This window comes from Pseudomonas sp. B19(2017) (assembly GCF_002113165.1).
Lineage (GTDB): Bacteria > Pseudomonadota > Gammaproteobacteria > Pseudomonadales > Pseudomonadaceae > Aquipseudomonas.
The window spans coordinates 309,379-324,368 of record NZ_NEJR01000005.1; the positions used below are offsets into that span (position 1 = coordinate 309,379).

13 protein-coding genes and 1 pseudogene are annotated in these 14,990 nt (G+C 65.0%); 6 read left to right on the forward strand and 8 right to left on the reverse strand.

Annotated features, from left to right (window positions below; all coding sequences use genetic code 11):
- Positions 1-20: 20 nt before the first annotated feature.
- From CAF70_RS10630 to CAF70_RS10650, 5 genes are read right to left on the reverse strand one after another with little or no spacing between them, the layout of a single operon-like run.
- Positions 21-293 carry a DUF2160 domain-containing protein gene (locus CAF70_RS10630; protein WP_013971877.1) on the reverse strand — a complete coding sequence of 91 codons (273 nt, stop codon included), beginning with the start codon at positions 291-293 and terminating at the stop codon, positions 21-23.
- Between the two features lie 12 nt (positions 294-305).
- Positions 306-1,106 carry a carbohydrate ABC transporter permease gene (locus tag CAF70_RS10635; RefSeq protein WP_085624724.1) on the reverse strand — a complete coding sequence of 267 codons (801 nt, stop codon included), beginning with the start codon at positions 1,104-1,106 and terminating at the stop codon, positions 306-308.
- Between the two features lie 3 nt (positions 1,107-1,109).
- On the reverse strand, positions 1,110-1,973 hold the full coding sequence (locus tag CAF70_RS10640; protein ID WP_039614302.1) for a carbohydrate ABC transporter permease: 864 nt from the start codon (positions 1,971-1,973) through the stop codon (positions 1,110-1,112).
- Positions 1,970-3,067 carry an ABC transporter ATP-binding protein gene (locus CAF70_RS10645; RefSeq protein ID WP_085624727.1) on the reverse strand — a complete coding sequence of 366 codons (1,098 nt, stop codon included), beginning with the start codon at positions 3,065-3,067 and terminating at the stop codon, positions 1,970-1,972. Before CAF70_RS10645 ends, CAF70_RS10640 begins: the two co-directional genes overlap by 4 nt.
- A complete protein-coding gene (locus tag CAF70_RS10650) occupies positions 3,067-4,161 on the reverse strand; it encodes an ABC transporter ATP-binding protein (RefSeq protein ID WP_085624729.1) in 1,095 nt (364 codons plus the stop codon). The genes CAF70_RS10645 and CAF70_RS10650 overlap by 1 nt, the downstream gene beginning before the upstream one ends.
- A gap of 224 nt (positions 4,162-4,385) precedes the next feature.
- Between CAF70_RS10650 and CAF70_RS10655 the strand changes: the two genes are divergently transcribed.
- From CAF70_RS10655 to CAF70_RS10665, 3 genes are all read left to right on the forward strand, one after another.
- Positions 4,386-6,134 carry a sigma-54-dependent Fis family transcriptional regulator gene (locus tag CAF70_RS10655; protein WP_085624731.1) on the forward strand — a complete coding sequence of 583 codons (1,749 nt, stop codon included), beginning with the start codon at positions 4,386-4,388 and terminating at the stop codon, positions 6,132-6,134.
- Positions 6,135-6,530: 396 nt separating this feature from the next.
- Positions 6,531-7,595 carry an ornithine cyclodeaminase gene (locus tag CAF70_RS10660; protein WP_085624733.1) on the forward strand — a complete coding sequence of 355 codons (1,065 nt, stop codon included), beginning with the start codon at positions 6,531-6,533 and terminating at the stop codon, positions 7,593-7,595.
- Positions 7,596-7,766: 171 nt separating this feature from the next.
- Positions 7,767-8,246, forward strand: a complete 480-nt coding sequence (locus tag CAF70_RS10665; RefSeq protein WP_085624735.1) for an Lrp/AsnC family transcriptional regulator — start codon at positions 7,767-7,769, stop codon at positions 8,244-8,246.
- Positions 8,247-8,253: 7 nt separating this feature from the next.
- Here CAF70_RS10665 and CAF70_RS10670 read toward each other — a convergent pair whose 3' ends face one another.
- The 3 genes and pseudogenes from CAF70_RS10670 to CAF70_RS28115 form a co-directional block, all read right to left on the reverse strand.
- Positions 8,254-9,942, reverse strand: coding sequence for a bifunctional diguanylate cyclase/phosphodiesterase (locus tag CAF70_RS10670; RefSeq protein ID WP_085624737.1), 1,689 nt, complete (start codon positions 9,940-9,942; stop codon positions 8,254-8,256).
- A 13-nt stretch (positions 9,943-9,955) separates the two neighbouring features.
- On the reverse strand, positions 9,956-10,930 hold the full coding sequence (locus CAF70_RS28110) for a methyl-accepting chemotaxis protein (RefSeq protein ID WP_371915946.1): 975 nt from the start codon (positions 10,928-10,930) through the stop codon (positions 9,956-9,958).
- A gap of 261 nt (positions 10,931-11,191) precedes the next feature.
- Positions 11,192-11,521 (reverse strand): annotated as a pseudogene (locus CAF70_RS28115) (PAS domain-containing protein); the annotation flags it as partial.
- 491 nt (positions 11,522-12,012) lie between these two features.
- Here CAF70_RS28115 and CAF70_RS10680 point away from each other — a divergent pair.
- Genes CAF70_RS10680 through CAF70_RS10690 form a run of 3 tightly spaced genes read left to right on the forward strand, consistent with a single transcriptional unit; the run spans position 12,013 to position 14,757 of the window.
- The gene (locus tag CAF70_RS10680) at positions 12,013-13,323 is read left to right on the forward strand and encodes a C4-dicarboxylate transporter DctA (RefSeq protein ID WP_085624741.1); all 1,311 of its coding nucleotides are present in this window, start codon (positions 12,013-12,015) and stop codon (positions 13,321-13,323) included.
- A gap of 44 nt (positions 13,324-13,367) precedes the next feature.
- The gene (locus CAF70_RS10685; RefSeq protein WP_085624743.1) at positions 13,368-14,072 is read left to right on the forward strand and encodes a FadR/GntR family transcriptional regulator; all 705 of its coding nucleotides are present in this window, start codon (positions 13,368-13,370) and stop codon (positions 14,070-14,072) included.
- Between the two features lie 16 nt (positions 14,073-14,088).
- The gene (locus CAF70_RS10690) at positions 14,089-14,757 is read left to right on the forward strand and encodes a GntR family transcriptional regulator (RefSeq protein WP_085624745.1); all 669 of its coding nucleotides are present in this window, start codon (positions 14,089-14,091) and stop codon (positions 14,755-14,757) included.
- Positions 14,758-14,990 lie beyond the last annotated feature (233 nt).

A 14,990-nucleotide genomic window follows, 5' to 3' on the forward strand; every position in this document is an offset into this window, starting at 1 on the left:
TAACCCACAGGGCCGCTCGCTCAGCCCCAGCGCAGTACCACCACCAGCCACGCCAGCGACAGCAGCGAGGCCACCCACAATGGCCACTCGCTGACGCCAACCACCAGCAAATGCAGGTAGGCGCTGGCCAGCAGGCCGATGAACAAGCGGTCGCCACGGCTGGTGACTAGCGGCAGGAAGCCGCGCCGCTCCACGCAGGGGCGGCGCAGTTCGAGCAGGGTCATGCCCAGCAGCAGCACGCCGACGGCGGCGAAGAACAGCGCCGTCGGCAAGGTCCAGGCCATCCACTCCATGCTTTGCCCTCCTCATACCCGGCCCAGGGCGAAGCCCTTGGCCACGTGGTTGCGCACGAACCAGATCACCAGCATGCCCGGCAGGATGGTCAGTACCCCCGCCGCCGCCAGTACGCCCCAATCGATGCCCGAAGCCGACACGGTACGGGTCATCACCGCAGCGATCGGCTTGGCATTCACCGAGGTCAGGGTGCGCGCCAGCAGCAGCTCGACCCAGGAGAACATGAAACAGAAAAACGCCGTTACGCCGATGCCGGAACCAATCAGCGGAACGAATATCTTCACGAAGAAGCGCGGGAAGCTGTAGCCGTCGATGTAGGCCGTTTCGTCGATTTCCTTCGGCACACCGGACATGAACCCTTCGAGGATCCACACCGCCAGCGGCACGTTGAACAGGCAGTGGGCCAGGGCCACGGCGATATGGGTATCGAACAGGCCGATCGACGAATACAGCTGGAAGAACGGCAGCAGGAACACCGCCGGTGGCGCCATGCGGTTGGTCAGCAGCCAGAAGAACAGGTGCCGGTCACCGAGGAAGCGGTAGCGCGAGAAGGCATATGCCGCAGGCAGCGCCACCAGCAGCGAAATCAGCGTGTTCAGGCACACGTAGTACAGCGAATTGATGTAGCCGCTGTACCAGCTGGCATCGGTGAAGATCACCCGGTAGTTGTCGAGCGTGAACGCCTGTGGCCACAGCGACAGGCCGCCGAGGATCTCGGTGTTGGGCTTGAACGACATGTTCAGCAGCCAGTAGATCGGCACCAGCAGGAAGAAGAAGTACAGCAGCAGGGCCAGCGATTTGCGCTTGCTCATGGCCTAGTCCTTGTCGGCATGGGTCATGGCTGTGTAGAACAGCCACGACACCAGCAGGATGATCAGGAAGTACACCAGCGAGAACGCCGCCGCCGGACCCAGGTCGAACTGCCCCACGGCCATGCGCGTGAGGGTCTGGCTGAGGAAGGTGGTGGCATTGCCGGGCCCGCCGCCGGTCAGCACGAAGGGCTCGGTGTAGATCATGAAGCTGTCCATGAAGCGCAGCATCACCGCGATCAGCAACACGTTCTTCAGCTTGGGCAACTGAATATGGCGGAACACCGCCCAACCCGAGGCGCGGTCGATGCGCGCCGCCTGGTAGTACACATCGGGGATGGCGCGCAGCCCCGAATAGCAGAGCAACGCCACCAGCGATGTCCAGTGCCACACGTCCATCACCAGCACGGTCAGCCAGGCATCGAACGGGTCGCCGGCGTAGTTGTAGCTGACCCCGAGCCTGGCCAGGGTGGCACCGAGCAGGCCGATGTCGGCCCGGCCGAAAATCTGCCAGATGGTGCCGACCACGTTCCACGGGATCAGCAGCGGGATGGCCATGACGATCAGGCACACCGAGGCCATGCGCCCTTTGGTCGGCATGGTCAGGGCAATGGCGATGCCCAGCGGGATCTCGATCAGCAGCACGCACGCGGAATAGATGAACTGGCGCAGCAGCGCATCGTGCAGCGCCGGGTCGCGTAGCACCTGGCGATACCAGTCGGCGCCGACGAAGTAACGGTTGGACTGGTCGAAGATGTCCTGCACCGAGTAGTTGACCACCGTCATCATCGGCACCACCGCACTGAAAGCCACCAACAGAAACACCGGCAGCACCAGCCACCAGGCCTTGTTATTCGGCACCTTGTTCATGGCCCGGCCTCCAGCAGCACATCGTCCAGGTACAGCATCAGCCACTGCGCCGGCAGGCTGACCCAGGCCTGGGCCACCGGCAGCGGGCGGTCCTCGCCCAGGCGCGCCTTGAGCGCGACACCGCCCAGTTCGAGGGTGACAATACGGTAGGTACCCAGGTCTTCGACATCCAGCACCTGTGCCGGGTAGGCGTCATCGAACGGGCTGTCCCACAGCTGCACGAACTCCGGGCGGATGCCCACCTGCAAGCGCCCGCCCGCGTTCGCTGCCAGGCGCTGGCGCAAGCCGTCGGGCAGTTGCAGGTGAATATCGCCGAATACCACCCCGTCCGCTTCGGCGCGCACCTCGATCAGGTTCATCCCCGGGCTGCCGATGAAGTAACCGACGAAGGTATGCCGCGGCCGCTCGAACAGTTCGCGCGGAGTACCGAACTGGACAATGCGCCCGCCGTGCATCACCGCGATCTTGTCGGCGAACGTCGAGGCCTCCAGCTGATCGTGGGTGACGTAGATCATGGTGATGTTGAACTGCTCGTGGATCTGCTTGAGCTTGCGCCGCAGTTTCCACTTCAGGTGCGGGTCGATCACCGTAAGCGGCTCGTCGAACAGGATCGCCGACACGTCATCGCGCACCAGGCCACGCCCCATGGAGACCTTCTGCTTTTCGTCGGCACTGAGGTTGCGCGCTTTCTTGCGCAGCACGGCCGACAGGTCGAGCACCTCGGCAATCTCCTCCACCCGGGCCTGCACCCGGGCTTCGTCCAGCCCTTGGTTGCGCAAGGGAAACGCCAGGTTGTCGAACACCGTCATGGTGTCGTACACCACAGGAAACTGGAACACCTGAGCGATGTTGCGTGCCTGCGGTGACAGCTGATTGACCGGTTTGCCGTCGAACAGCACCTCGCCGTGGGACGGTGTCAGCAGCCCGGAAATGATGTTGAGCAAGGTTGACTTGCCGCAGCCCGACGGCCCGAGCAAAGCGTAGGCACCGCCCTGCTCCCACACATGTTCCAGCGCGTGCAGGGCGTAGTCCGCCTCGCTGGCAGGCTGGCGGCTGTAGCTGTGCGCCAGTTGGCGCAGGCGAATTTCGGCCATCACCCTCTCCTTGTCTGGCGCAGCCCCGGGGCCTGCACCAGCGCCCCGACGCTGTCGAACACGAACAGCTTGTGGGTGGGAATGAACACGCGGATAGGCGTATCCACCTGGTATTCGTGCACCCCCGGCAGGTGCAGGATCATGCGCCAGTGTTCGTTGCGCACATGCAGGAAGGTCTCTGAGCCACTGATCTCGGCCAGTTCCACGAGCACCGACAATTCCAGGTCATCGTCATGGGCCGGCACCAGGCTGATGTGGCTTGGCCGTACGCCAAAGCGGTAGTCGCCCTCGGCAAGCGCCTGCAAGTCGGCATTGCGGGCAAAGTGCACGGCCTGGGCCAGGCTCACATCGTTGCCACTGATATGGCCAGGCACCAGGTTGATCGGTGGTTCGGAAAACAGCTCGGCAGCCAGCACGCTGCCCGGGCGCTGGTAAACCTCGGCGGTAGGCCCGCTCTGGACGATGCGGCCCTCATGCACAAGGGTGGTAGTGCCGCCCAGTGCAAGCGCCTCGTTGGGCTCGGTGGTGGCATACACGGCAATGCAGTGGCGCGCCGCGAACAGCTCGCGCAGCTCCTGGCGCAGGCCCTCGCGCAGCTTGTAGTCGAGGTTGACCAGAGGCTCGTCGAACAGGATCAGGGAGGCATCCTTGACCAGCGCACGGGCCATAGCCGTGCGTTGCTGCTGGCCACCGGACAACTCCAGCGGCAGGCGCTGCAGGTAGGCTTCGATACGCAGCATCTCGGCGGTTTCCTGCACCCTCCGGCGGATCTGCGGCTCGGCCATGCGAGCCTGGCGCAGCGGAGACGCAATATTCTCGTACACGCTGAGGGTCGGGTAATTGATGAACTGCTGATACACCATCGACACATTGCGCTGGCGCACCGGCACGCCAGTCACATCCTGGCCATCCATCAGCACCCGCCCCCGGTCCGGGCGGTCGAGCCCGGCCATCAGGCGCATCAGGCTGGTCTTGCCGGCCAGGGTACGGCCCAGCAGCACGTTGAACGAGCCGGGCTCGAAACGCAGTGAGGCATCGACGATCCAGGCCTGGTTGTCGACGCTGCGGCTGACCTGTTCCAGCACCAGAGACATGGCATGGCCTTCTTGTGGTTATTGTCTGCCAGGTAGAGCCAGTTTCGTGCCAGTTGCACCGCGAGCGTCTGGCCCGGGGCCGGCAGGCAAACTCCGGCCAATCGCAGGTTCACAAGTGAACACAAACACTGAACAACTGAACACTTGCCGGTTTGACATTGAACAACCGTGCACAACACTGAACAGCGGTCGGCTCCATGACAACAATCACACAGGACAGACCCATGGCCGCATCCGCTTCACCGCATGCCCAACTGATCCAGGCCTCCTGGGCCCGCTGCCGCGACTACGGCCTGCAACCCCAGCACGCCCCGGACTTCGACTGCCTGACCCACGCCGAGCTCAGTGCCCTGCTGGAGCGGCGCCAGGCCCTGCTGCGCCTGACCCGCGAAGCGGTGCTGCCGCAATATGCGCACCTGCTGGGCAATGCCAGCTACCTGGTGATGCTGGCCGATGCCAGCGGCTGCCTGCTCGACAGCTGGGGCTCGCGGCGTTTCATCGAGCCGCGCCAGCAGCATGGCTTCAGCGCCGGTGCCCACTGGCACGAGCGCGGCGTCGGCACCAATGCCCTTGGCACCGCGCTGGTCTGCGCCGAGGCGGTCCACGTGGGCCAGGACGAGCACTTCCTGCGCCAGAACCGCTACATGTCCAGCGCCGCCGCGCCGCTGTTCGATGCCGAGCGGCAGCTGGTCGGGGTGCTCGATGTCGCCAGCGACGGCTACCTGCCCGCCAGCCAGACCCTGGGCCTGGTACGCATGATGGGCCAGAGCCTGGAGAACCGCCTGATCCTCGCCGAGCATGCCGACAAGCACACGCAACTGATCTTCAACAGCGCTTCCGACAACCTCGACAGCCCGTGGGCCGGCCTGCTGGTGTTCGATGAGCACGGGCAGGTGCTGGCCGCCAATCACCGCGCCGACACCCTGCTCGGTGGCAACCCGCTGCAGCAGAACATCGCGCAACTGTTCCAGTTGCCTTTGCAACAGCTGCTCAGCCATCCGCGCCAGCAGCCCTTCGCCCTGCAAGCCATCGGGCGCAACCGCTTTCATTGCCAGTGGCAGCCACCGCGCGAGGCCCGCGGCCGCCACGCCCCCGGCAGCACCGAACCACGCCTGGAGAAAGCCTTGGCGCAAGCCGGCCTGCTGCTGGAAAAGGACATCCCGGTACTGGTACAGGGTGAAACCGGGGTCGGCAAGGAGGTATTCGTCGATACCTTGCACCGGGCCAGCAGCCGGGCCAGCCAGCCGCTGGTCGCGGTCAACTGCGCGGCGATCCCGGCCGAGCTGGTGGAATCGGAGCTGTTCGGCTACGACAAGGGCGCGTTCACCGGCGCCCACCAGAAGGGCAATCCGGGGCTGATCCGCAAGGCCCATCACGGCATCCTGTTTCTCGATGAAATCGGCGACATGCCGTTGCCCACCCAGGCCCGGCTGCTGCGCGTTCTGCAAACGCGCAGCATCCAGCCATTGGGCAGCGGCGAGCCGGTGGCGGTGGATATCCGCGTGGTGTCGGCAAGCAACCGCGACCTGGCCGAAGAGGTGCGCGCCGGGCGCTTTCGCCAGGACCTGTATTACCGCATCGCCGGGCTGGCAGTGGTGTTGCCGCCGCTGCGCGAGCGCAGCGACCGCCGGCAGCTGATCGAACAGTTGCATGCCCGCTACCGCGAACCCGGGCAGCCCGCGCGGCTGCCTGCGGCGATTATCGAGCTTTTCGATCAGCACCCCTGGCCGGGTAATGTGCGCGAACTGGTGAGTGTGCTGCAGGTGGCGCTGGCCTTGGCGGGTAATGGGCCTGTCGGCCTGGAACACCTGCCTGCGGGTTTTCTCGCCGAGTCACAGGTGCCGGTGCCGGTTGCGAGCGAAGAGGCAGACCTGCAGACACTGGTGGAGCAAGCCAACGGCAACCTGTCGGCGGTGGCGCGCGGGCTGGGGATCAGCCGCACCACGCTGTACAAGCGGCTGCGTGAGCGATGATTGTCGTGGCCTGCGCTGGCCTCATCGCCGGCAAGCCAGCTCCCACCCGACCGCGCTGACCTCAAGCCATGCGCAGTACCTGTGGGAGCGGGCAAGCCCGCGAAACAGGCGACGCGGTGGATGGCACGGGCTTCGCCCGTGTTCGCGGCGGTTCGACGCCTCGACACGCCCGCTCCCACAGGTACGGCGTTGCTCTCGAGGCCTGTGATATTCCTGTGGGAGCCGGCTTGCCGGCGATAGGGCCGGTACAGGCACCCACAGCCGATTCGGCTGCCCACGCCGCGAAATCAGCCAAAGCCGCTGCTGCCACAGCCCATTACAGCCATCTTTACCTCCCCACCCGCCGCACAATGAAACCAGAGCCCACTCTGGAAGCGTCGCCGCAGGGAGACCCCCATGACCCGCTACATCGATGTGCAAGACCTGGCCCGCCTGGTGAACCGCAAAGGCCTGCCCACATGCCTGCTGGAAATGGCCGAGTACATCCGCCAGGACTACCAGCGCTGGCCCGCCTTCGAAAAATGCGCCCGGGTGGCCAACCATTCAGCGGACGGCGTAATCGAGCTGATGCCGGTCTCGGACGCCAGCCTTTACGCCTTCAAGTACGTCAACGGCCACCCGAAGAACACCCGCCATGGCCTGCCCACGGTGATGGCCTTCGGCGCCCTGGCAAGCGTCGATACCGGTGCACCGTTGCTGCTCAGCGAAATGACCCTGACCACCGCCATTCGCACCGCGGCCACCTCGGCCCTGGCCGCCTGCTACCTGGCGCGCGAACACAGCCGCAGCATGGCGTTGATCGGCAACGGCTCGCAGAGCGAGTTCCAGGCCATCGCCTTCAATGCCCTGCTGGGCATCGATGAGATCCGCCTGTACGACATCGACCCGGCCGCCTCGGCCAAGCTGGTCGCCAACCTGGCCGATCGCCCCGGTCTTAAAGTGAGCATCGCCAGCTCCGTGGCCGAAGCGGTGCGCGGGGCCGATATCGTCACCACGGTGACCGCCGACAAAGCCTACGCCACCATCCTCACCCCGGAGATGATCGAACCGGGCATGCACCTGAACGCCGTGGGCGGTGACTGCCCGGGCAAGACCGAACTGCACCGGGCGATTGTCGAGCGGGCCCGGGTGATCGTCGAGTACGAGCCGCAGAGCCGGGTGGAGGGCGAGATCCAGCAGATGCCGGCGGACTCGCCGGTGACCGAGTTCTGGCAGGTAGTTGCCGGGCAAGCCAAGGGCCGCGAGAGCGCCGAACAGGTAACGCTGTTCGACTCGGTGGGGTTTGCCCTGGAGGATTACTCGGCCTTGCGCTATGTGCTGGATAATGCGCAGGCACTGGGTATCGGCACGGACATCGGGCTGGTGCCGGTGCTGGAGGATCCGAAGGATTTGTATGGGTTGTTGCAGCCGCGGGTGGTGGAGCTGCGGGCGGTGTCCACAGCTGGTTCCGTCTGCGCGTGACCCGGCCTATTCGCGGGCACGCCCGCTCCCACAGAGACCGCGCTATATTTGAACCTTGCGAAAATCCTGTGGGAGCGGGCGTGCCCGCGAATGAGGCAGATGGAGATTGAGGACGCCCACTCGATAAGCGCCTAACCTGTTCGATGCCCTCACTGAAAGAAGCCCAAGCGCATGGACACCAAGGACGCCAACGCCCACCCCCTCGACCGCATCGACGAAGCGATTATCGACACCCTGCGCCACGATGGCCGCATCACCTTCGAAAAACTCTCCAGCCTCGTCCACCTCACCCCGCGCCCCTGCCTCGAGCGTGTACGCAAGCTGGAGCGCCGTGGCGTGATCCGCGGCTACGGGGCAATCATCGATCTGCAGAAGGTGGCGCCCGGGGTGTCGCTGCTGGTGCTGGTCGCCCTGTCCAACCAAAGCGGGCGTGCCGCGCAGAAGGCCTTCGAAGCCACCCTGCGCAACTGCCCGGAAGTGCACGAATGTCAGCTGATCAGCGGCCATTTCGACTACAGCCTGCGCCTGCGCTGCCGCGACATGGAACACTACCGCCTGCTCAGCGAAAGCTGGATGAACGACGCCACCTTGCACATCGACAAGCTGGTGGCGCACCCGGTGCTGGCCGAGGTCAAGCCAATGGCGCGCTGACGTGCGCTCAAGGGTCGCGCCATTGCGCCGGCTGCCGGTAGGCCTGGGTCCAGGCCTCCACTGCACTGGCCGGCATCGGCCGAGCAATGCAGTAACCCTGCGCCAGCTCGCAACCCAGGCCCATCAGCACCCGGCCGTGCTCGACGCTCTCCAACCCTTCGGCAATCACCTCCCGGCCAAACGCACGTGCCAGGCCAATCACCGCCCTGGTCAGCGCCAGGTCGTCCTGGTCATGCAGGATGTCACGCACGAACGACTGGTCGATCTTGATCGTCTGGGTCGGCAAGCGCTTCAGGTAGCTCAGCGACGAATAGCCGGTGCCAAAGTCGTCCAGGGAGAAACGCACACCCAGCGCGCGGCAGGCATCGAGGCAGCGGCTGACATGCTGCAGGTTGTCGATGGCCACCGACTCGACAATTTCCAGGTCCAGCCGCGCCGGGTCCACCTCCGGATACGCCGCCAGCAACTGCTGCAAGCGCTCGGCAAAGTCACTGCGCTGCAAGTGCCGTGCGGCGATATTCACACTCAGTGACCACGGCTGCCCCTGGCGCTGCCAGGCCTGCAGCTGGTCCAGCGCCTGGTGGAGCACCCACTCGCCGATTTCCACGATCAGGTCGGTCTGCTCGACCCAGGGCAGGAAATCACCAGGCGGCACCAGGCCACGGCCTGGCCGCTGCCAGCGCAACAGGCCCTCGAAACCCAGCACCTGGCCGCTGCGCAGGTTGACCTTGGGCTGGTAATACAGGCACAGCTCGCCGTTGAGCAGGGCCCGGCGCACCCGCGCCACGGTCTGATGGGTAGCCTTGAGCTCCTGCTCCTGGGACACGTCGAACAAGTAATAGCGGTTACGCCCACGCTGCTTGGCCACGTACATGGCCTGGTCGGCATGGCGCACCAGGGTGTCGGCGTCTTCGTCATCCTGCGGGTACAGGGTCACGCCGATGCTGGCGCTCAGCGACAGGCGGTGTTCGCGCACCACATAGGGCGCCGCCAGTGCGCCCAGCACCCGGCGCAACGCCGCATGCAGCTGGCGGTCTTCGTCGACGTCGCGCAGGATCAGCACGAATTCGTCCCCAGACAGCCGGGCCACCGCGTCACCACCGCGCAGGATGTGCTTGAGCCGCTGCGCCACCTCGACCAGCAGCAGGTCGCCAATGGCATGCCCGTAGCCGTCGTTGACCGCTTTGAAACCATCCAGGTCGAGCATGCACACCGCCAGCGGAATGTCTTCACGGCGCGAGTAGGCCAGGGCCTGGTTCAGCAGGTCGGACAAGTAGGCGCGGTTGGGCAGGCCGGTGAGTACGTCGTGGCCCACCCGCCATTGCAAGGCATGCAGCAGCTGGCGCTTCTCGGTGACGTCGAAACGGATCGACACGTACTTGCGCACCTGGCCGGTAAGCGGGTCGACCAGCGGCACCATGGTGCTATCGACCCAGTACAGCGAGCCGTCCTTGGCGCGGTTGCAGATTTCGCCCTTCCATACCCGGCCGGCGGCCAGCGCCCGCCACATGCCAACGAAGAACTCCGGCTCGTGCAGGCCTGAGTTGAGGATGCGGTGGTTGGCGCCCAGCAGCTCCTCGCGGCTGTAGCCCGAGATGCTGCAGAACTGCTGGTTGACGTAGGTGATGGTCCCACGCAGGTCGGTTTCGGAAAAGATCGCGGCCGCGTCCACGGCCGCACGATAGATGTCATCCATAAAGCATCCTGCCTTAGCGGTTGAAGCGCTCCACAAGGGCGCGCAATCCGGCGCATACCTCTTCCAGTTCGGCGCCGCGCGAGGCGGCAGCGTTGGCGCTGTGGGCGCTGTGCTGGGCAATGCCGGCCACACCGTTGATCTGCCGTGAAACGTCTGCGGCCACTGCCGACTGCTGCTGCGAGGCCGTGGCCATCTGCTGGCTCATGTCGCTGATGCGCTGCACCGCGTCACGAATGCCATGCAGCGCCTGCCGGGTTTCCTGCACCTGGGCAACGCCCTGCTCGGCGCCGTCGATGCCCTGGCTGGCGATCGCCACGGCTTCTTCGGCACCACTGCGCAAGGCATCGATGATGGCCTGGATATGCAAGGTCGACTGGCGGGTCTTGTCGGCAAGTGCCCGCACTTCGTCGGCGACCACGGCAAAGCCGCGGCCCTGTTCACCCGCGCGGGCCGCCTCGATGGCCGCATTGAGCGCCAGCAGGTTGGTTTGCTCGGCAATGCCGCGGATCATCCCGGTGGCCTCGGCGATAGCACCGGTCTGACCAGCCAGGTGGCTGACCGCCTGGTTGATCCCGGCCACGGTGCCGGCCAGGGTGCGAATCGCCGCGCCACTGGCATCGGCCACCTGGCTGCCCTGCTCGGCCAGCAGATGCGCGGTGTGGGCCTCGGCGGCGGTAAGCTGCACATGCCTGGCCACGTCACCGATGGACGCTGCCATCTGGTTCATGGCGGTGGCGCTCAGGTCGGTTTCCGCACGCTGCTCCAGCAAGGCTACCTCGGTACTGTGTGACAACTGCCCGGCATCATGGGCGGCCACGGCCATTTGCGCCGCGAGGTCGCTCAACCGGGTCAGCGCGGTTTTCAACCGTGCCTCTTCACTGATCAGCATCATTTGCAGTTGCCCGGCGGCACCGGGCAAGTCGCTGTAGGTCAAGGCCGCGATGGGGTCGGCGAACGTGCCGGCAGCCCCTTGCACAACCTGCTGCATCTGCCGCCCGAAGGCATTGCGCGCCCACAGGCCGTAGGCCACCAACAGGCCCACGGTCAGCCCCTGCCCCACCAGGCCTGGCCACAGCTGGTTGGCGCCCAGCGCCAGCAGCCCACTCGCCAGCGGCAAGGCCAGGGCCTGCGCCAGCAACCTCAGCCGACGTGGCCACGGCAACACCGCCTGGCCATTGCGCAAGCGCGCATACAGGGCCTCGGCACGGGCCACCTGCTCGCGCGTGGGGCAGACCCGCACCGACTCATAGCCAACCACCCGCCCGGCTTCGAGGATGGGCGTGACATAGGCATTGACCCAGTAGTAGTCGCCGTTGCGGCAGCGGTTCTTGACGATGCCCATCCAGCTCTTGCCGGCTTTCAGGTAACGCCACATCAACGCGTACACCGCCGGCGGCATGTCCGGATGGCGCACCAGGTTGTGCGGGCTGCCGATCAGTTCGGCCTCGCTGTACCCGCTGATGGCGGCGAATTCAGGGTTGCAGTAGGTGATCAGGCTGGCGGTGTCGGTCGCGGAAATCAGCCGTTGATCAGGTGGGAAACGTTGCTCGACCGGGGTGACCGGAAGGTTGAGACGCACAATGAGACTCCATTCATATAAACGCCAGGAGTCTGCTTGCGGGCGATTTTAAGGATGAACACCCCGCAATCTGCCCTTTAGTGACTTCCCGGTCGGGCGCGGATTCTACGAGGTCAGCCACATAATGCAAATAAACCTTACGAATCATGGCGTTATCGAAAATATCGACGTCGGCATGGCGCCTGGCAAGCGGCTTGCAGTAATCCCCAGGCACTGGCCAAAGCCTGATCTGATTCATGTGCGTAGTCCCTGTGGGAGCGGCGGTTCGCCTGCGAACGGCGTTCCCAGCCCATGCACCGAACTAGAGCTCGGCAGGCCGAATTGCTCCGTAACTGGTCAGACCGGTAAGGCCAAAAATCCTTGCATTGTCGATTTTTTCGCGCTTTCATGGCTTCGCGCTGAACAAACCGGTAAGACCACAATAATTAAGTCCTGCGCTCTTTCGCCCCGTGCGGCTACTGAAGCAAGGACACCGATCAGAGATCCCTCCCATGCTCAAATGGTGCTCGCGTTCGATCTTCCTGCAAGTCGTGCTCGGCCTTGCCCTCGGCATCGCCTGCGGTCTCAGCTTCCCTGACCTTTCCCTGCAACTCAAACCCCTTGGCGACGGCTTCATCAAGCTGATCAAGATGCTCATCGGCCTGATCGTGTTCTGCGTGGTGGTCAGCGGCATCTCGGGCGCCGGCGACCTGAAAAAGGTCGGGCGTATCGGCCTGAAGTCGGTGATCTACTTCGAAGTGCTGACCACCCTGGCGCTGGTGATCGGCCTGGTGTTCGCCTTCACCAGCGGTATCGGCAGCGGCGCCAACATCCACCTGGACCAACTGTCCAGCGCCGACGCCAGCAGCCTGGCCGAACGCGGCCAGCACATCCACGGCGCCACGGCGTTCTTCATGGACCTGATCCCCACTTCGGTGATCGGCGCCTTCGCCGACAACAACATCCTCCAGGTGCTGCTGTTCTCGGTACTGTTCGGCAGCGCGCTGAACCTGGTGGGCGACTCCGCAGCCGGCATTTCGCGGCTGATCAACGAACTGAGCCACGTGATTTTCCGCATCATGGGCATGATCGTGCGCCTGGCCCCCATCGGCGTGTTCGGCGCCATCGCCTTCACCACCAGCAAGTACGGCCTGGAATCGCTGCAACACCTGGGTGGGCTGGTGGCGCTGTTCTATCTGACCTGCGCCGGCTTCGTACTGATCGTGCTGGGCACGGTCATGCGCCTGTCAGGCCTGAAGCTGCTGCCACTGATCAAGTACCTGCGTGAAGAACTGACCATCGTGCTGGGCACCGCCTCGTCCGACGCCGTACTGCCACAGATCATGCGCAAGCTGGAGCACCTGGGCATCGGCAGTTCCACCGTCGGCCTGGTGATCCCCACCGGCTATTCGTTCAACCTCGATGGCTTCTCCATCTACCTGACCCTGGCCATCGTGTTCATTGCCAACGCCACCGGCACGCCATTGGCAATGACCGACCTGCTGACCATCCTGCTGGTGTCGCTGGTGACGTCCAAGGGCGCTCACGGCATCCCGGGCTCGGCGCTGGTGATCCTTGCTGCTACCCTGACCGCCGTGCCGGCGATCCCGGTGGTCGGCCTGGTATTGGTACTGGCGGTGGACTGGTTCATGGGCATCGGCCGGGCGCTGACCAACCTGATCGGCAACTGCGTGGCCACCGTGGCCATTGCCCGCTGGGAGAAGGACATCGACCTGGAACGTGCGCACAACGTGCTCGACGGCAAACCCGGCTTCGCCCCCGCGCCACGCAAGCAGCCCAACCCCCATCAACAGGAATTCTGAGCGAACGTGGCCGGCACTGGTGCCGGCCCTTCCAGGAGCGCACCGTGATCAGCTCATCGACCGTCGTCAACTCAGTGGTGGAAAAACTGCGCCAGGCCCTCGCCCGCGGCCAATGGCGTACCGGCGACATGCTGCCAGGCCAGCGCGAGCTGGCCGAACAACTGGGCATCAGCCGCCCCAGCCTGCGCGAAGCGGTGACCGTGCTGGAAACCCTGGGCCTGGTGCGCTCGCTGCCGGGCAAGGGCGTGCTGGTGCTGGATGCCGACGCTGCCGCCCAGGAACCGGGCCTGGACAGCAGCACCGCCGCCAGCCTCGCCGACGTGCTGGAGCTGCGCTATACCCTTGAACCTTTCATTGTCGGCCTGGTGGCGCAGTCGGCCAACAGCCAGGACATCGGCCAGCTGCGCCTGACCCTGATGGACATGCGAGAGGCACTGGAAGCCGATGACAGCGAAGCCGGCGTCAGGGCCTACATCGCTTTCCATGAAGCACTGTTCGCCCTGACCACCAATCCGATCTTCCAGAGCGTGGTGCAACAGACCGGCAATGCCCTCAAGCAGAGCGCCGACATGCTGCGCAATTCACCAGAGCACCTGGCCGCTCGGCTGAAGGAAAACGAAGCGGTGGTGCGCGCCATACGTGAGCGCAGCAGCGCCCAGGCCAGTGCGCAGATGCGCCAGCACATCCTGGCCGAAGGGCTGCGCATGGGCATCCCGCTGAACATCCCGGACGAACACCCGCATCCATGACCCAAGGAGAGCGACCATGAACGCCGCCCCCCACCTGCCAGCCCTGCTCGCGGCCGGCGAAACCCGCCTGTCGGCCGAGCAGATCTACCCGCGGCTGTTCGATGCCATCCTCGAACAGCGCCTGCCGCCTGGCAGCCTGTTGCCCGAACAGGCGCTGGGCCAGGCCTTTGGTGTCAGCCGTACAGTGATCCGCCGTGTGCTCGGGCGCCTGTCCGACCAGCAGGTTGTGGTGCAGCGCCCCAGCCACACTGCGCATCTGGCCGCGCCCGACCCGGAGCAGGCACGCCAGGTGCTCAGCGCCCGGCGCCTGGCTGAAACAACGCTGATCACCCTGGCCGCGCAACGCGCCCGGCCGGTGCAGATTCGCCAGCTGCGGCAATTGGTGGAACGTGAGCGCCAGCACCATGAAAACGGCGAGCGTTGCGCGGCGATACGCCTGGGCGGCGAGTTTCACCTGAAACTGGCGCAGGTGGCCGCCAATGCGCCACTGGCGCGTTTTCTCAATGGCCTGGTGCCGATGACCTCGCTGATCATCGCCCGCTACGAAGCCCCGTGCTGCGACCACTGCGCGTGGGAGGAACATGCAGCGATCATCGATGCCGTGGAGCATGGCGATGCCGAGGCGGCGCTGGGGCTGATGCACAAGCACCTCGACCGCCTGGAAGAAAAGCTCGACCTGGAATGACCGACTCAAGCTGACGCCCCCCTTGTAGGAGCGGCCTTGTGTCGCGATGGGGCGCAAAGCGGCCCCAGGATTTCAGCTGTGCAGCAGAAATTGCCGGGGCCGCTTTGCGGCCCTTTCGCGACACAAGGCCGCTCCTTGTATGTTGTGTCTGGCCTAGCGGGAGAGGTTATTCTCGTCGGGCTGAAGAAGCACTTCCGGGGAGGCCGATCGCTCCTGAAGGCAGGTATTGCCCC